Origin of the sequence: Pseudoalteromonas sp. R86517 (assembly GCF_042466295.1) — a bacterium.
Lineage (GTDB): Bacteria > Pseudomonadota > Gammaproteobacteria > Enterobacterales > Alteromonadaceae > Pseudoalteromonas > Pseudoalteromonas atlantica.
This window is the reverse complement of the sequence record NZ_JAXHCB010000001.1, coordinates 3,169,020-3,185,698: the sequence shown is the minus strand read 5'-3', so window position 1 is coordinate 3,185,698 and position 16,679 is coordinate 3,169,020. Positions and strand designations below refer to the sequence as shown.

The 16,679-nt window shown below is 42.1% G+C and carries 14 protein-coding genes; 6 read left to right on the top strand and 8 right to left on the bottom strand.

Annotated features, from left to right (window positions below; genetic code table 11):
- Window positions 1–109: 109 nt before the first annotated feature.
- The 4 genes from nadE to ycaO form a co-directional block, all read right to left on the bottom strand.
- A complete protein-coding gene (nadE, locus tag SJY38_RS14400) occupies window positions 110–946 on the bottom strand; it encodes an ammonia-dependent NAD(+) synthetase (protein WP_024032089.1) in 837 nt (278 codons plus the stop codon).
- Between the two features lie 69 nt (window positions 947–1,015).
- Window positions 1,016–1,642, bottom strand: coding sequence for a YceH family protein (locus SJY38_RS14395; protein WP_377110010.1), 627 nt, complete (start codon window positions 1,640–1,642; stop codon window positions 1,016–1,018).
- Between the two features lie 41 nt (window positions 1,643–1,683).
- Complete coding sequence (locus SJY38_RS14390; protein WP_377110008.1) at window positions 1,684–5,046, bottom strand: ATP-binding protein; 3,363 nt, start codon at window positions 5,044–5,046, stop codon at window positions 1,684–1,686.
- 114 nt (window positions 5,047–5,160) lie between these two features.
- On the bottom strand, window positions 5,161–6,921 hold the full coding sequence (gene ycaO, locus SJY38_RS14385) for a 30S ribosomal protein S12 methylthiotransferase accessory factor YcaO (RefSeq protein ID WP_377110006.1): 1,761 nt from the start codon (window positions 6,919–6,921) through the stop codon (window positions 5,161–5,163).
- Window positions 6,922–7,067: 146 nt separating this feature from the next.
- On the opposite strand from ycaO, the gene SJY38_RS14380 reads away from it, so the two are divergent.
- The 4 genes from SJY38_RS14380 to SJY38_RS14365 all read left to right on the top strand — a co-directional run bounded on the left by SJY38_RS14380 (window position 7,068) and on the right by SJY38_RS14365 (window position 12,198).
- Window positions 7,068–9,353, top strand: coding sequence for a penicillin acylase family protein (locus tag SJY38_RS14380; protein ID WP_286745028.1), 2,286 nt, complete (start codon window positions 7,068–7,070; stop codon window positions 9,351–9,353).
- A 58-nt stretch (window positions 9,354–9,411) separates the two neighbouring features.
- Window positions 9,412–10,260, top strand: coding sequence for an MBL fold metallo-hydrolase (locus SJY38_RS14375; RefSeq protein WP_286745026.1), 849 nt, complete (start codon window positions 9,412–9,414; stop codon window positions 10,258–10,260).
- A gap of 88 nt (window positions 10,261–10,348) precedes the next feature.
- Window positions 10,349–11,881: a bifunctional GNAT family N-acetyltransferase/carbon-nitrogen hydrolase family protein gene (locus tag SJY38_RS14370; RefSeq protein WP_029773759.1), complete on the top strand. Its 1,533-nt coding sequence runs from the start codon at window positions 10,349–10,351 to the stop codon at window positions 11,879–11,881.
- Window positions 11,881–12,198: a multidrug efflux SMR transporter gene (locus SJY38_RS14365; protein WP_004588993.1), complete on the top strand. Its 318-nt coding sequence runs from the start codon at window positions 11,881–11,883 to the stop codon at window positions 12,196–12,198. Before SJY38_RS14370 ends, SJY38_RS14365 begins: the two co-directional genes overlap by 1 nt.
- Before the next feature lie 81 nt (window positions 12,199–12,279).
- Here the strand turns inward: SJY38_RS14365 and SJY38_RS14360 are convergent, their stop codons facing one another.
- On the bottom strand, window positions 12,280–13,158 hold the full coding sequence (locus SJY38_RS14360; RefSeq protein ID WP_286745022.1) for a DMT family transporter: 879 nt from the start codon (window positions 13,156–13,158) through the stop codon (window positions 12,280–12,282).
- 254 nt (window positions 13,159–13,412) lie between these two features.
- On the opposite strand from SJY38_RS14360, the gene SJY38_RS14355 reads away from it, so the two are divergent.
- Window positions 13,413–13,796, top strand: coding sequence for an MAPEG family protein (locus tag SJY38_RS14355; RefSeq protein WP_286745020.1), 384 nt, complete (start codon window positions 13,413–13,415; stop codon window positions 13,794–13,796).
- Window positions 13,797–13,869: 73 nt separating this feature from the next.
- On the opposite strand, the gene SJY38_RS14350 is transcribed toward SJY38_RS14355, so the two are convergent.
- From SJY38_RS14350 to SJY38_RS14340, 3 genes are all read right to left on the bottom strand, one after another.
- Window positions 13,870–15,081: a M56 family metallopeptidase gene (locus SJY38_RS14350; RefSeq protein WP_286745018.1), complete on the bottom strand. Its 1,212-nt coding sequence runs from the start codon at window positions 15,079–15,081 to the stop codon at window positions 13,870–13,872.
- Window positions 15,082–15,090: 9 nt separating this feature from the next.
- A complete protein-coding gene (locus tag SJY38_RS14345) occupies window positions 15,091–15,465 on the bottom strand; it encodes a BlaI/MecI/CopY family transcriptional regulator (protein ID WP_004588989.1) in 375 nt (124 codons plus the stop codon).
- Between the two features lie 102 nt (window positions 15,466–15,567).
- Window positions 15,568–16,260, bottom strand: coding sequence for a pseudouridine synthase (locus SJY38_RS14340; protein WP_286745014.1), 693 nt, complete (start codon window positions 16,258–16,260; stop codon window positions 15,568–15,570).
- A 90-nt stretch (window positions 16,261–16,350) separates the two neighbouring features.
- On the opposite strand from SJY38_RS14340, the gene SJY38_RS14335 reads away from it, so the two are divergent.
- Complete coding sequence (locus SJY38_RS14335) at window positions 16,351–16,656, top strand: DUF6482 family protein (RefSeq protein WP_024032078.1); 306 nt, start codon at window positions 16,351–16,353, stop codon at window positions 16,654–16,656.
- Window positions 16,657–16,679 lie beyond the last annotated feature (23 nt).

Sequence of the window (16,679 nt, the reverse complement as noted above, 5' to 3'; positions counted from 1 at the left end):
GTTTTCTCTTTGGCAGGCGTTAAAATTAACTATAAATCAGTTTTTTGTTTTACGTAACATTACGGCGAATAGATCAGCTAGTGCATACGCAGCACTAGCTGCTTAGCCATTATAAATCATCGTAAATAGTCGGAATGGGTTGGCGCTTATGCTGAGTGCGAACATAAATATCAGTTAGCTTTTGCTCAACCTCTGCAGCCACTGGCTTGCCTTCTAAAAAGTCGTCAATTTGATCATAGCTCAGTCCTAATGCTTCTTCATCGGTGAGGCCTGGGCGGTCACTTTCTAAATCAGCTGTTGGGGCTTTTGTTACTAATAGCTCTGGCGCACCTAAGGCAGTTGCAAGTGCGCGAACTTGACGCTTTGATAAGCCAAATAACGGGGCTAAATCGCATGCGCCATCACCAAATTTGGTGTAAAAACCAGTAATGTTTTCAGCGCTGTGATCGGTACCCACTACGAGGCCTTGGCAAAAACCAGCTATTTCGTATTGCGCTACCATGCGTTGGCGTGCTTTTACATTACCTTTTACAAAGTCAACTTTAGCTTGCTCTGGTAGCTCTTCACCACTGCCTACTACTGCCGCCATAGCTTGCTCGTGTAATGCATCGGCAGCGGGTTTTACGTTAACGGTCATGCGTTTACTTGGCTTGATAAAATCAACGGCCATTTGCGCTTCGTCTTCATCTGCTTGTACACCGTATGGCAAACGAACCGCAATAAATTGGTACTTATTAGTGTTTTGCTCTGCGTTTAGTTCATCTACGGCTAATTGGCACAAGCGCCCGCAGGTCGATGAGTCAACACCGCCGCTAATTCCAAGCACTAGCGATACACTATGGGCTGCCACTAAACGTGCTTTTATAAAGTTAACTCGACGGGTAATTTCGGCGTTTACATCAATAGTTGGCTGAACTTTCATTTCAGCCATAATTTCGGCGCGCATGGCCAGCTCCTCGTTATTTAATAAGTTGTTTTTAAATAGGCTTACATTATCTGGTTTAGTGGTTATTAATTAAAGTCCTAAATGTGCTTTTATACGGCTAAGCTCGGCTTTTAGTTCCTCAATTTCTGCAAGTAACTCGTTAATTTCATCGTTTTTAACTTCTGCGACTTCTGTAGCTGGCACTGGGCTTGGCGCTACTGCTGGGTCAGCAAAAAGGTGCATGTAGCGACTTTCTCGTTTGCCGGGCTCGCGCTCAAGCTTTGTTACGTAGTCATCTTTTGCTAACGCGTTCAGGGCGGTTTCTACTTCGCTAACGTTTGTAAATTCAGCTAGGCGAGCGCTGCGCGTTCTTAGCTCACCGGGTGTTTGTGCGCCGCGTAACAGCAGTAAACATATAATGGCCCGTTGCTGCGTGCTCAACTGTAAGCTACTAAATTCTGTATTACAAAAACGGTGATCGTATTTATTAACTCGTCCCGAAAGCCCTTCGTCTAGCGTTACAAGGCGCTGACTTATAAGCTCATCAAGTGTTTGTTGCACCTCACTTTCGCTCAAGTTTACAACCGGGTCTCGATTTGATTTTTGGTTACACGCATTCGTCAGTGCGTTCAACGACAGTGGATAATGCTCGGGTGTAGTGCTTTGTTTTTCTAAAAGGCAGCCAATAACGCGCTGCTGATTTGCTGATAAATGCATGGCTTTTCTTTATTAGTAAACAGTATTTTTAGCTTACACCTTTATTGTGTACCAAGCCATTGTTGTAATTTAGGCTCTAGTGCTGCGGAATCTAAAGGTTTGGTTAAATAATCGTTCATTCCTGCATCGAGGCACTTCTCTCTATCGCCCTGCATTGCGTTTGCCGTTAACGCAATGATTGTAATATGTTTATTATGCTTGCCCGCTTTTCCTTCGCGTATAGCTTGCGTGGCTTGGTAGCCATCCATCACGGGCATTTGGCAGTCCATTAAAACTAACTGGTATTTTTTGTCTTGGCTGCTGTTTAGCTTATCTAGTGCATCTTGGCCGTTTTGTGCAATATCAAAGGTAAGCCCAACTTGTTTTAACAACGCTGAGGCCACCACCTGATTTACTTTGTTATCTTCTACTAAAAGCACTTGCGCCTGCGCTGATATTTCTTTGGGCTTTTCGGTTAACTCATTTTGCAGTTGTGCTTGGCGCTGTTGTTGCTCAATGTATTTATCGTTAGTGAGTGAATCAAATAAATCTGACGGAGTAAGCGGTTTAAATATCAGGCAGTCTATATTTATGCCAATGTTGTTATGCTCTTGCGAATAACTCATCGGTGCCATAACAACTAGTTTGCTTTGCTTGGTGGTTACTCGGTTTTTTAATGTATTTATTTGTGGGTGCGCAGCTTGCTCAAAAAAATGATAATCGACTAGCAATGCGTCTGGCTGGGTATCGCAGTTATCAAAATAATTAATGATGCCGCTATAGTCATTTAAAATATTAACGTGTGCGCCCCAAACGCGTAATTGTTTGGCGGCAATATTGGCGTTAAGTGTGCAGGCATCAATAATTAAAATATGTTTGTTATTAATTAAGTGGCTGGGTAAATCTTGCGCTTTAGTTAAACGTGGCTGTATTTTTATAGAAAACGAAAAAGTACTGCCTTCATTTAGCATGCTGGTTACGCTTACTTCGCCTTCCATGAGTTCACAAAGCTGCTTAACAATAGCTAGGCCAAGGCCTGTGCCGCCAAACTGGCGGGTAGTTGAGGCATCGGCCTGAGTGAATGAGTCGAATAAAGTTTTTTGTTTTTCTGCGTCTATTCCTATGCCGGTATCAATAATAGAGCAATGTAAAAAACTGCCATCGGTGGTTTCATCTATCTGCGCGGTCACCAGAATTTGCCCATCAATAGTAAACTTAACGGCATTGCCAATCAGGTTATTTAAAATTTGACGCAACCTATTCGGATCGCTAATTATTTCGCTGATAGTAATTTGGGTGGCATCTAAAATGAGATTGGTATTATTTTGCTCCACTTTAAGCGCAAACGACTCAACAACTTCACCAAGTAATTTAGGTAAGTTAAATTGCACATTTTCTATATCAAGTTTACCTGCTTCAATTTTAGAAAAGTCTAAAATGTCGTTAATTATATTTAACAGCGACTGAGCTGAAGATTGTGCAAGCTCAATATGGTGCTCCTGCTGTTGGTTGAGCTGAGTGCGCTTGATAATATTTAGCATGCCCAGTACGCCGTTCATGGGGGTTCTTATTTCGTGGCTCATACTGGCTAAAAATTCACTTTTAGCCATTACAGCTTGCTCTGCAGCCTCTTTGGCGGTGACTAGCTGTTGCTCTGTTTCAATACGTTGCTGACTTGAATGTAAGCTGCCCACGAGGGCGGCTACAGCAATTAAAAAGCTTTCTTCGTTACGTGACCACGGGCGCATTGAAGCACATTGCTCAGCGCATACTATGCCAATGGAGCCACTTCCCGCCGGTATGATTGCGCACAGCATGGCATTAATATTGAGCGGCGCAAAGTAATGCGCTTTAAGGGGTTTTAGTAGAGGGTGATTTTGGGCATCACTGGTGCTAAACACAGCGTGTTTTTCTATGGCTTCAAAAAAATCAGGCGCCTCTTTTTTAAGCCATACCGCATTATTATTACCCATTCTGTTTTCAATATTATGAGATGCTATAGGACTCAATGAGGTTTTTGAGCTATTAAAAAACCAAATACTGGCTTGCTCAATGTTTAATGCATGGCAAATAGATTCAGTAATAACTTGTTTAGATTGGCTTAATTGGCCACTTAAAATAAGGTCGTTGGCTGTAAGCGACGCTAAAATTTCGTTATGTAGGGCAATTTTGCTGTTTTCAAGTTCAATGCGCTTACGGGTATCAATATTTTGCAATGAGCCAAATATTCTTACACAGCGCTCGTTTTTGCGCTCAGCTTCACCATGAATAAGCACCCACATTTCGCGCCCTTCAGAGTCAATTACTTCAAGTTCGGCCTCGTAACTTTTGCCTTCTTTAATTGCAGATTCAACCAGTTGAGTGATACGTTCTCTGCTTTCACCGGCTTTAAAGTAATTTAAGTTTGTAGGCCAAGTAGGCTCTTTGTTTAGTGGGTACTTAAAGATTTTTTTGGTCATATCTGACCAATACACTTGTTTGGTTTCTAAATTAAATGACCACGCCCCAATTTGGGCAAGATCACTCATTGCCTCCAGCATTTTTTCGTTTTGTTGCTGGCGGTTTAGCATTTTTAAAAAGAATAAGAACGCCCATATTAGTAATCCGCAAATAATTATAATGGCGATTCTAAGCGGCCATATAGTTGAAGGTGCAGGGCTCCAACCTTCTTTAGGGGCTACGTATAATTGCCAGCTTCCCCCTTGAAAATTGAGCGTAAAATCAAGCGGCTCTTGTGAGGTTATATTGTTATTGCCATAAAAAAACTCGCCTTTTTTTCCTAAACCATGACGCCCTTGAATAGCAATGTTGTAGTTTTTTTCAAGCTCTTTTATGCCTGAGTTTTTGTATACTTTTTCAATGTCGAGCACTACCGATAATAACCCCCAAAAGCGGTTTTCGGGCGGAATATAAACAGGCACTCTGGCAATAAGGGCAATGTCGCCTTGCACCAGTTTAAGTGGCCCTGCCATAACAATAGTATTGGTATCACGGGCTCTAATGGCATCTAGGCGTTGGTTTTTGTTTTCTAAAAAGTTTAAGCCAATGGCTTTTTCGTTACCTTTTAGTGGGTAAGACATACGAATTATCATGTCGGGTGCACCACCAATATGGCGCAGCTCACTGGAGGTTTTAAACAAAGGCGCGGCAATTTGTTCAAACCGTGCTTGTTGTAACTCAGGTTCAGCTGATACAGCAACCGCTAATCCACGAACAAGCTGAATGTTTGATACCAAGGTGGCCTCTAGTTGTGCACGGTATGTACTTACCTGAGATAAAATTTGTAGGCGGTGGGCGTCTTTTGCGCGATTGTAGTTAATTCTATCTAATACAATGCTCACTAGTATTATTAGCGTAAGCGATAACCAAAAGGTCAGCTTATAGTTGCTGGTAGTGTTTTTTTTGTTGTTATTTTTTGGCGGCATTGGCTAAGTCATGCTGTTATTTTAGGCAATTTAACTATAGCTAATTTATTGTATAAATAAAAACGGCGCTGATAAATTAGCGCCGTTTTATTTTTATAATTAGTAGTTTAACTATTAAGCATCGGTTACTTCACGTGCCCAATGGTTTTGCTTTGCGACATGTAACTTACGGTAACCATCAAGTAGTGCTGCATGCTTTTTAAAGCCTTCAAGCGATAAACCTGGGAAGGTTAAACCATTAAATAATTTACGGCCTTCTGCTATTTCAATAGCCAGCGCTACGTTATCGCTGCCAAACATTAAACCCAGTGCATCTTGGTAGTCGGCGTAGTCGCGCTCGTCATCGTATTTAATTTCAAGAATGGCTTTTAAACAGCGGAAGTGACGCATTGCATCTTCGTTTACTTGGCCTGTGTGTAGTATCCAGTCTACCCAATCAATGGCTTCTTCGTTGCCTGCGGCTAAACATAAGTGCGCTTTAAGCTCACCAATACGCAATGTATGCCAAGGTGTGTCGGCATCGGTGGCAAGGCCAATAAATTCAGCAGCACGAATAATATCGCTGTGGCCTGCTTCTTCTAGGCTGTCGTAAATGTCCATCCACTGCTGCGCATCGTACTGATCAAGTGATAGGAATGCTTCACGGAATTTAGCGCCTTCGTTGTTGTTACGCCAAATTAGTTCATCTACTGGGTAAATGTCTGACATACCTGGTACTAAAATACGACATGCATACACGTTTAAGTGTGTGTAATCCATAATGTAAATGTCGTGGCCCATGCTGTGAATTAAGTCAGTACAGAAGTTGTATTCTTGCTCTGTTGTACCGCTAAAGTCCCAATGAACAAAGTCAAAGTCAGCGTCAGCACGGAAAAAGTCATGCGAGATTAAACCGCTTGAGTCGATAAAGTGCAGCTCAATGTTTTCAGGCGTTGCAACTTCATCGTTATCAAAAGTAGCTGGTTGGAACACATCAAGTTGATCAAGGCGACGACCTTGTAGTAGCTCGGTAACCGTACGCTCAAGGGCAACTTCAAATGATGGGTGAGCACCAAATGAGGCAAACACAGAGCCATCAACAGGGTTAATAAGCGTTACGCTCATTACAGGGTATTTACCGCCAAGTGATGCATCGGCAATACGTAAATGAAAACCATGGCTGCGTAGCTCTTCACACGCCTCGTGAATTTTAGGGTATTGCTTTACAACCTCTTCAGGGACGATAGGTAAACAAATACCTTCTGCGATAATACGGTTTTTAATGGCGCGCTCAAATACTTCTGATAGCCCTTGTACACGTGCTTCAAACTTAGTGTTACCTGCGCTCATGCCGTTAGAAACAAAAATATTACCAATTACGTTTACCGGAATGTATACGTCTTGGTTATCGCGTTGGCGTGTGTATGGCAATGTACAAATGCCGCGCTCGTTATTACCTGAGTTAAAGTCAAAAAGGTGTGAGGCATTAAGCTCACGCTCTGGGTCAAAGTAATCCCAAAGGCTTTCGTCCATTATGCCTTCTGGCACTTCATTGCCTTCAACTTTAAACCATTTCTCATTTGGATAATGAGTAAAGTCGCTGTTTGCAAATTCTTCACCTAAGTAAAAGTCGGCAAAAAAGTAATTACAGCTTAATCGTTCAAAGTATTCACCTAACGCAGAGGCGATAGATGCTTTATCGGTTGCGCCTTTACCATTGGTAAACATTACACCGCAGTCGCTGTCTTTTATATGAACTGAATAACAGTTAGCTACAGGGTTAAGCCAAAGTGCTTCTTCAACATTGATGTTTAGCGCTTTTAACTTGTTTTGCATGGTAGAGATAGACGATTCTAGGTCGCGGTCTTTACCTTTGATAAATGTTTTTTCAGTCATATGAGTCTCAACTAGATCTGCACAAAATGTGGAATGGCTATTATCGTGGATTTTGATGTTTATTTCACCCTTTGCGAGTAAGAACATTATTATTTAATAAAACTATGGTTATTATATGTGCAACAAATGGTGCAAAGGACAAATTAATGTTTAAAGTAATCAAATGGCTAGTGTTACTCGTTGTGGTTTTAGGGTTAGCTGGTACAGCGCTTGTGTATGGCGTATTAAGTTTAAGTATGCCCACACTTGATGGTAAAGGCCAAAGTACAGCAATTAATAAGCCGGTTACTATTTCGCGTGATGCACTAGGGCAGGCGGTTATAAAGGCCGAAAACCGCAATAGCGCCGCATACGGGTTAGGCTATGCGCATGGGCAAGACCGTTTTTTTCAAATGGACTTATTAAGACGTAACGCCGCAGGTGAGCTTAGTGAGTTATTTGGTAAAGCGGCCCTTGGGCTTGATAAAAAAATGCGCTTTCATCAATTGCGAAAACGCAGCCGCGCTATATTAAACACCTTACCCGAAAGCGATAAACAGCTATTAAACAGCTACGCCCAAGGTGTAAACGAAGGGCTGGCACAAGTTGGCTTTGCAAGCTTTGAGTATTTACTTACAGGCGGAGCGCAAAAACCATGGCAAAGTGAAGATAGCCTATTAGTTATATTTAGCATGTACCTTGATTTGCAAAGTGCCACCTTTGAGCGAGATGAAGCTCTCATACATATTGAGCAAGCATACGGGCAACACATGGTTGATTTTTTAACACAACCTAGCCAATACCAAGCGGCGCTTGATGGCAGTAAACTTGCCCCGTTTACAGGCACCATTCCTCAACTTCCAGAGCAAGCACAGCACACGGTTAAAAATATTCAGGCAAACCAAGAGCGCGGCAGCAATAACTGGGCAGTAACCGGTGCGCATACCCAAACGGGAGCAGCCATGCTCTCTGATGATATGCATTTATCTATGGCGGTGCCGGTTATTTGGTACAGGGCGCAGCTTAATTACACACAAAATGGCGAGCAAGCTCAGGTAACTGGCGTATCGCTACCCGGCGCCCCTGCTATTGTGGTGGGTACCAATAATAAAATTGCCTGGGGCTTTACTAACGGCTACATAGATACCGCTGATTGGATAGCGCTAAATGATGACAGTAAAACATGGCAAGTAAATGAGCCAATAGCGCTGCCAAATGATGAGGTAGAAAACTACCCATTAACGTTAAGCGAATATGGCCCAGTAAAATATATAAATAAACAGCCTTATGCACTTAGCTGGGCTGCACACCAACTTTATGCTGTAAACATGGACCTGCTCAAACTAGAGCAAGCCACTAGCGTAGATGATGCGCTAGATGTGGCAAGCGATGTGGGTATTCCGGTACAAAATTTAATGGTGGTAGATAGCCAAGGCAGTGCTGCATGGCAACATATTGGGGCTATACCGGCGCGTAAAACACCGAGTGAGCTAAGTGTTAATGCAAACGAATACTCACCCGACTGGCAGCAAAATGAGCATCAGCGCCCTTATGTTAAAAACCCGCAAAATGGGCGATTATGGACAGGTAATTCGCGCGTTGTGTCGGCCACTGATAATGCACGCTTTGGCAATGGCGGGTACGCGCTAGGCGCTCGCTCGAGCCAAATTCGTGATAGGTTATTTGAAAAACAAAGCTTTGCTGAGAGCGACTTTTACGCGCTACAGCTTGATAACCAAGCCCGCTTTTTAACGCCATGGCACACATTGCTACTTAATCAGCTTAAAAAAGACAAAGCCAAAAACGCACAGTACATAAGTGCACTTGAAAACTGGCAGCAATGCGCATGTGCAAGCTCGGTAGGTTATACCTTAGTTAAACACTACCGCAGCACATTAATTAATACTGTATTTGCAAGCATGGAGAACAAACTTAATGAGCAAGACGCCACGCTTAAATATGTAAAACGCGATCTAGAACCAGCTATATGGCAGCTTATTAAGGATAGACCGGGCTCATGGGTAAACCCTGAGTATAAAAATTGGGACGAGCAGTTATTAGGTGCATTTAGCCAAACAGTGACAGCACTTGGGGCTGAGTATGGGGATAACTTGCAAAATTGGCAGTGGGGTAAAGTAAATGCGCTTAATATTGAGCACCCGTTTGCTAAACAAATGCCCATACTGGCTAAGCTTTTAAATATGCCTGTAGCGCCAGCTTTTGGCGATAGCTACATGCCGGCTGTACAGGGCAAAAGCTTTGGTGCATCACAGCGCTTTATTGCCCAACCAGGGCATTTAGAAAACGCCATTATGGCAGTGCCCGGTGGGCAGTCGGGGCATCCGCTATCCGCGTTTTATCGTGCAGGCTTTAGTGACTACATTGAAGGTAAGCACACGCCTTTACTACCACAAACGCTAATACATCAAATAGTGATAGAGCCAGCACGATGAACTAAATTACAGTTAATCACGTTCTATATAATCATTAATAAATCAACAGAGAACTAAAATGAAAAAAATACTACCCGCATTAATAACAGGCTTATTACTTAGCAGTGCAACACATGCAGATGAAAATCCGGTAACGGCAGAAAAACTAAGCGACAGTGTGTATGTACTGTTTGGCCAAGGCGGTAACATTGCCGCAAGTGTAGGGGAAGATGGCATTTACATTATTGATGACCAATTTGCTAAGCTTTCAAACGACATTAAAAAAACCATTAGCGATTTAAAACCCGGTAGTGCAGAGTTTGTAATTAATACGCATCATCATGGCGACCACACTGGCGGCAACGAAAACTTTGCCAAAGCCGGTGCGCATGTCATTGCGCACGACAACGTACATAAGCGATTAGAAGAAAAACACGGTGCAAACTCAGATTACCTGCCACGCATTAGCTTTGGCCACGATTTAAAACTGCATTTTAATAACGAACACGCCCATGTAGTGCACTACGCCTATGCACATACCGACGGTGATTCGGTGATATTTTTTAATAACGATAACATAGTGCACATGGGCGATATTTACTTTAACTTTGGCAGCTTGCCGTTTGTTGATGTAGATAGCGGCGGCAGTGTTGACGGAATATTAGCAGCCGTAAATGACGTTATTAAGCAAATAGACGAGCGCACCATAGTGATACCCGGGCATGGGCCGGTAAGTGACCGTTCAGGGCTGGAAACGTATGCTAAACTTGTTAAAAAAGCCAAAGATTTAATGCTAAAAGCAATGCAAAATGACGCAAGCTTAGAGCAAGTACTAAAAGCCGATCCATTGGCAGAGCTTGGCCTTGAATACGCAGGCTGGTTGCCAAAAGAGAAAGTGACTACACTTTTTTATCGCAGCTTAAAGTAGTACGCGTAACGTAAAAAACATGATACAAAGCTGAGTGTACTTTAGCGTACATTCGGCTTTTATTTTATTATGCCCAAAGGAGTTGTGTATGTCGGCAGAAAAAACCCACCTAGAAATTTGTAACTTAACAAAAGAGCAGTATCCGCAAATTAAAACCTTGATGGATCAGGCTTATCCTGATTTAGGTGGCGCGTGGCCAAGCCATACTATTTTTAGATTGATAGATCAGTTCCCTGAAGGGCAAATAGGCATTGTAGATGATGGCGTGCTGGTGGGCTTAGCACTAAGCGTGCAAGTAGACTACGCGCGTTTTTCAAATCCTCACACATACGAAGACATAGCCGATGGGCACGACCGGGTATTTAGTGACTCCGATGGCGATGCACTATACGGTTTAGATGTAGCAATTAGCGAAACCCACCGAGGCATGCGCTTAGGGCGCAGATTATACGATGCCCGTAAAGAGCTGTGCCGCCAATATAACTTACGTGCTATTTTAGCCGGTGGCCGTATTCCGCGTTATTACAATCACAGTAGTGAAATGACGCCAATGGAATACATTGAAAAGGTTGACCAAAAAGAGCTTTACGACCCAATTTTAAGTTTTCAGCTCTCTAACGACTTTCAGGTAAAACGGTTACTTAAAAAGTACCTGCCGGAGGATCAAGAGTCTGTAGGTTACGCCACCTTGCTTGAGTGGAATAACATAATGTACGAGCCAACCGACACCGTGCTCGAATCAACTAAATCGATAGTGCGTATTGGTGCGGTGCAATGGCAAATGCGCTGTGTAGAGTCGGTTGACGAAATGCTCAAGCAGGTAGAATACTTTGTAGATACGGTATCTGACTACAAAAGCGATTTTATATTATTTCCGGAATTTTTTAACGCGCCACTTATGGGCTTAGGCGATCAGAATAATCAAACCGAAGCTATCCGCTATTTAGCCGAATATACCGAAACATTTAAAAACGCGATGTCGCGTATGGCAATAGAATATAACGCCAATATTATTACCGGCTCTATGCCGCTTGCCGAAGACGATAAAATTTATAACGTAAGTTACTTATGCCACCGTAGCGGTAAAATAGACGAGCAGCGAAAAATACATATAACCCCGCATGAGCAAAATGATTGGGTGATTCAAGGCGGTGACAAAATTGCCGTGTTTGACACCGATGCTGGGCGTGTAGGTATTCAAATTTGTTACGATGTAGAGTTTCCAGAGCTTTCGCGCATATTAGCCAAGCAGGGGCTTGATATACTCTTTGTGCCGTTTTGGACCGATACTAAAAATAGTTATTTACGGGTTCGTCACTGTGCGCAAGCGCGCGCAATCGAAAACGAATGTTATGTGGTTATTGCAGGCTCAGTGGGTAACTTACCTGAGGTAGAAAGCCTAGACGTACAGTACTCGCAATCGGCAGTTTTGACCCCGTCTGACTTTTCTTTTCCGCACGATGCAACATTAAATGAAGCCACACCTAATACTGAAATGTTACTATTCAGCGACCTTGATATGGATAAGCTAAAAATTCTTCATAGCGAAGGTACGGTGCGCAATTTAAAAGATCGCCGCGAAGATTTATACGACGTAATTTTGAAAAAGAGAGATGTTTAATGGCATGGGTTTATTTAGTCATTGCCGGCTTGCTTGAAATAGGCTGGCCAATTGGTTTAAAAATTTCACAAAATCCCGACACACGCTGGCAGGGTATAGTAATGGCCATTGCATTTTTAACAGCCAGTGGTTTTATGTTGTGGCTTGCACAAAAGCAAATATCAATGGGGACTTCCTACGCCGTATGGACCGGAATAGGTGCTGCGGGTACGTTTTTAGTGGGTATATTACTTTACGGTGATGCAGCCACGTTTGGCCGTATTGCTGGTGTACTCATGATTATTTGCGGTGTGATAACGCTAAAAATTAGCTCTTAAAAAGAGCGCTTAATACTCGCTTTAAACGTTATTAGCAGCCTATAGTAGCGCAGGTTTAAAAGCCTGCGCTTTTTTATGTTCTCAATTTGGCAGCATTACTAAAATAGCGGCAATGGCTATAAGTATTAAGCCCGCAGTATCTTGCTTTTTAAGTGGCTGTTTGAGCCAAAGTACAGCAATTAGTATGGTAAAAAATACCTCCACCTGACCAAGCGTTTTAACATACGCTACGTGCTGTAAACTCATCGCGCTAAACCAGCCAATAGAGCCTATACAGCTAAAAGTACTAATTGCGGCAGTGGTGCCTTTATATTGCCAAAGTTTGCCAACAGTGTGTGGCTCTTTTAGTAATAAATAGCCAAGTAATATAAGCGTTTGTAGGCTTATTACAAACAGTAAAACCCATGCAGCTGAGTGTGGAAACAATAACCCTGAATTTAAGCTCGCTTCACGCACCCACAGCGATGTAAGGGCAAAGCTGGTACCACAGGCAAGGCCAAGTAACGCTGTTTTAGCATCAAAGTGTTTTACGCTGGTTATGCCGCTAAGTAAAAGCACCGCAATAGCGCCTAAAAATACACCCAGCCAACCAAGAAGGCTGAGCGCAGAACCAAAAAACAATACCCCTAAAATAGCCGCTACTAATGCCTCACTTTTAGCAAGCCCTGCACCTATGGCGTAATTATTCATTTTAAACAGTTTTACCATTAAGCCGGTGGCGAGTATTTGCATAACACTTGCGCCAATAACAAACCCCCAAAAGGCATTATTAAACGTAGGCATGGCTGTGTCTTTATATTGATAAAGACCATACAAATACACTGCAGCAATAGGGCCGGCTAAAATAAAGCGCGAAAGGGTTACGCCAGCCACACTTGCATGTGCGCTTAATTTACTTTGTAGGGCATTTCGCCATGCTTGCATAAAGGCGGCTAAAAAAGTGAAAAAGATCCAGGTCATAGGGGTCGTCGGTAAAAAATAAGGTCTATAAGTTAACAATCTTTAGTTATTAATGCGATGCATTAAGGGTGATAGTGAATATTCATCACCTGCGACATTATGCCGCACTGCTTTATAGGTAAACTTAGCTATAGTAAGTATGATGTTATTGTTTAGCCGCCTGCGTATGTCATAAAACGTGTTGGCGGCTTTTTTGTGTATGTGTGTTATATGTATTGGTTAAATAACTAGGTTTTAAAATAAGAGAATAAATTATGACAACATTAGTAGTATGCGCATTACTTGCTGTATTAATGCCTTATTTTGCAAAAATACCAGTGGCCATTGCAATGGCAAAGCTTGGTCGATACGATAATAAACACCCGCGCTCTCAACAAGCAAAATTAACGGGCTTTGGTGCGCGAACGCTCGCTGCTCATCAAAATTGTTTTGAATCACTCGCTGTTTTTGCTGTTGCTATTGCGGTGGTACTGGGAACTAACTCGGTAAATGCAGTAACCGAAACCTTGGCGGTTACTCATATAGTTTCGCGTACTTTGTATTGCATTTTTTATTGGTTGAACTTAGATATTATACGTACGCTTGTATGGTTTATTGGCTTAGGCACTGCCATTGCCATGATTGTAGTGAGTATTTAATTTTATTGTTAAAACCACAAAGTAAGCGGCCTAAAAGGGTGCTTGCTTTGTGCTCTTGCATCACTCATTAGCCTTAATGCGATACTTTAATTCGCTCTATTAAATCGGTATTAGCAACCTCGCTGTTTATAGCAAAATCGAGCTGTACAAGTACATCATTAAAGCCTGACTCAGAGATTTTATACTCCCACTTTGCCAGCGCTTCTTTAGCTGATTTATCAAAAACGTCTGACGGCTTAGATTGAATGACACTAATGTTTTTTGTTCTGCCATTGGCGGCTATATCGTACTTTAATACAACCGAGCCGCTAATGCCTTGCTTAGCGGCTTGGGCTGGGTAGGCAGGTTCAATGCGTATTGTTGGTGAAATATGATCCTTTTTCGTTATTTCAGTTTGGGGCTGTTTTGCAATGGCTAAACCGCTAAGCATGCTTGTTGCTATTAGCAGTAAGCCACCTTTGGCTAGGCGAGAGTGATTGCCACTGTGCTTTATATTGGTAAGTCGTTGTAACATGGTTTTTTTATCTCCGTAGTGTGAATAAGCCATTAGGCCTGCGGGCGTTGCTGCCGCGCAGTTAACTAAGGCTTTGCTGTATAAAATGTGTTGGTGTGTGGTTTTATTGGCAAGTACCCGCTGATCACAAGTTAGCTCCTGCAAGCGTCTAAAGCTTGCGTAAGCCATCCAGGCGAGCGGGTTAAACCACATTAAAATAGTAGTCAGTAACAGCAGGGCATTTATTAGGTTATCTTTGCGTTTTATGTGCACAGCCTCATGCTCTAAAATAAGTGCCAAAATGGCTTTATCAAACTGGGTTTTGTAATTACTAGGCAGTATGAGCTTACTTTGCAAAATACCTACCACCATTGGCGATGCAATATGGTTACTGGTATAGGTTTTAATGTGTGAGGTTAGAGTGTGTTCGCTATTAATTAAATAATTGAGCTGCAGGTTTTTTATAAAGCGAATATGCACAACAAACGCTATGCTAAACAGCACTAGGCTAACCACTACATAAAGCACGGCCCAATTTAGGCCTAAGTTATTAATAAGGGGCTGGTTAGGCGTTATTAAATAATGGCTAATGGCGCTATTTTGTAGTGGCTTAATGTTACTTGGTAAGTTTGCAACCAGTAACGATACCGGGATTAGGCATACTAATTTATACACAAAGCCTGGGCCAAGCAGCCTTAAACTAAAACGCTCACATATAATAAACCCGCCAAGCATTATGCTGAGTAATAATTGCTGCTCTAGTAACCAGTTAAACAGGGTTTGAATATCCATAGCCACTCCTTACTTTTGGTTTTTTTCCCAGTCATCAATGACCTTTTTTAGCTCGTTTATATCTTGCTGCGAAAGCTGCTCTGATTTAGCAAACCCGCTTACCAGCGGCGCTATGCGGCCACTAAAAAAGCGCTCAATAAAGTTTTTGCTTTCTTTTAATGTGTAGTCGGCGCGCTCCATACAAGGAGTATAAATATATTGGCGGCCGTCTTTTTCAAAGGTCAGTGCGCCTTTTTTAACTAATCGACCCAGTAGGGTTTTAATGGTTTTTTCGTGCCATTGTTTGTCATCGCTTAAGCGCTCAATAATTTGGCTGGCGGTTGCTGGGTAATTAATCCAAAGCGCATCAAGCACGTCGAATTCTGCTTTTGATAACTCAATCATTTTATTGCCTACAAATGTAATCTTTAAGTTAAGACTACACCTGTAATCTATTTTTGCAAGGTTATTTTTTAACTTTTTATGATGTAATTAAGCGACTTGGTATTAGATTTTTGAAATATCTGTTTTATTAATTTGTATATAGTGGTTTTCAGGTAGGTTTAGGTTTGAGAGAGCGAGTTCGCTAAATTGCACTCTAAATAAATCAATTACTTTAAAGCCGCAGTAATGCGCCATTTTACGTATTTGTCTGTTAAGCCCTTGCTTTAAAATAATACTAAACTGGTTGTCAGCTATTTTTGTTACTTCACACGGTAAGGTTACTTGTTTATCGACGGGGATTCCTGCGGCCATTTTTTCGCAAAACGCGTTATTAATAGGTTTATCTACCGTGACTAAATAACGTTTGGGCTGGTGGAAGTCAGGGTGAATAAGTTGATTACAAAAATCTCCGTCGTTGGTCAAAATAAGCAAGCCACGAGAGTCTTTATCTAATCGGCCAATGGGGTAAACCCGAGTGAGGGTAGGTAAATGGTGAATAAGGCTGGCAGGGTCATTTTCATTTAATTTGCAGTCAATACCTACAGGCTTGTGGTACGCAAAATAAACCAAATCGGCAGCCCCTTTTACTGCTTGGCCATTAACTATTACGTCGTCTTGCTCATTAACGTGATCAATATGATTCGCTGGGCGATTATTTACCGTTACTCTCCCATCATCTATTAAGCGCGATGCTTGTTTTCGTGAGCACACACCAGCGTGAGCAATGTATTTAGCGAGTCGAATTTTATTGCTCATAAGCTTAAAAGGCAGTGATGTAATAATTTGATCGCGATTATAGCAAAGGTGCGTATCTGTAAAGTTACTTTTTATTAAAAGGCGATTGTTATGGGTATGAAATTTTCTGAGTTAAAAAGGCACGAACCATTACAAAAAGTGGTCGCGCACTCCCTTGAAATGGCGCTCTATCAGGTGTCTGTCATTATAAATAACGTAGAGTATTACGTTACTGAAGAAAATGGCGAGTTTGTTAAAGCGCTCAGCCCGCTGCATATTCAAAAACGTTTTGAAAAAATAGCCTATGCCGAAATGGTACTGCGACACACTAGCGCTTACGATGAAATGTGCGGCCAACCCGAAAAAACAAGCAGCAATTTGCTAGAAGTACCTTATGGAAAAAATAACCTTTTTTAATTAAGTTTGTTTGCTAGTATTTG

What these genes read in the sequence shown, in the direction of transcription:
- nadE (WP_024032089.1), bottom strand. Translation starts at nt 946, where the DNA reads ATGCGCGCCGAAATTATGGCTGAAATGAAAGTTCAGCCAACTATTGAT.
- SJY38_RS14395 (WP_377110010.1), bottom strand. Translation starts at nt 1,642, where the DNA reads ATGCATTTATCAGCAAATCAGCAGCGCGTTATTGGCTGCCTTTTAGAA.
- SJY38_RS14390 (WP_377110008.1), bottom strand. Translation starts at nt 5,046, where the DNA reads ATGCCGCCAAAAAATAACAACAAAAAAAACACTACCAGCAACTATAAG.
- ycaO (WP_377110006.1), bottom strand. Translation starts at nt 6,921, where the DNA reads ATGACTGAAAAAACATTTATCAAAGGTAAAGACCGCGACCTAGAATCG.
- SJY38_RS14380 (WP_286745028.1), top strand. Translation starts at nt 7,068, where the DNA reads ATGTTTAAAGTAATCAAATGGCTAGTGTTACTCGTTGTGGTTTTAGGG.
- SJY38_RS14375 (WP_286745026.1), top strand. Translation starts at nt 9,412, where the DNA reads ATGAAAAAAATACTACCCGCATTAATAACAGGCTTATTACTTAGCAGT.
- SJY38_RS14370 (WP_029773759.1), top strand. Translation starts at nt 10,349, where the DNA reads ATGTCGGCAGAAAAAACCCACCTAGAAATTTGTAACTTAACAAAAGAG.
- SJY38_RS14365 (WP_004588993.1), top strand. Translation starts at nt 11,881, where the DNA reads ATGGCATGGGTTTATTTAGTCATTGCCGGCTTGCTTGAAATAGGCTGG.
- SJY38_RS14360 (WP_286745022.1), bottom strand. Translation starts at nt 13,158, where the DNA reads ATGACCTGGATCTTTTTCACTTTTTTAGCCGCCTTTATGCAAGCATGG.
- SJY38_RS14355 (WP_286745020.1), top strand. Translation starts at nt 13,413, where the DNA reads ATGACAACATTAGTAGTATGCGCATTACTTGCTGTATTAATGCCTTAT.
- SJY38_RS14350 (WP_286745018.1), bottom strand. Translation starts at nt 15,081, where the DNA reads ATGGATATTCAAACCCTGTTTAACTGGTTACTAGAGCAGCAATTATTA.
- SJY38_RS14345 (WP_004588989.1), bottom strand. Translation starts at nt 15,465, where the DNA reads ATGATTGAGTTATCAAAAGCAGAATTCGACGTGCTTGATGCGCTTTGG.
- SJY38_RS14340 (WP_286745014.1), bottom strand. Translation starts at nt 16,260, where the DNA reads ATGAGCAATAAAATTCGACTCGCTAAATACATTGCTCACGCTGGTGTG.
- SJY38_RS14335 (WP_024032078.1), top strand. Translation starts at nt 16,351, where the DNA reads ATGGGTATGAAATTTTCTGAGTTAAAAAGGCACGAACCATTACAAAAA.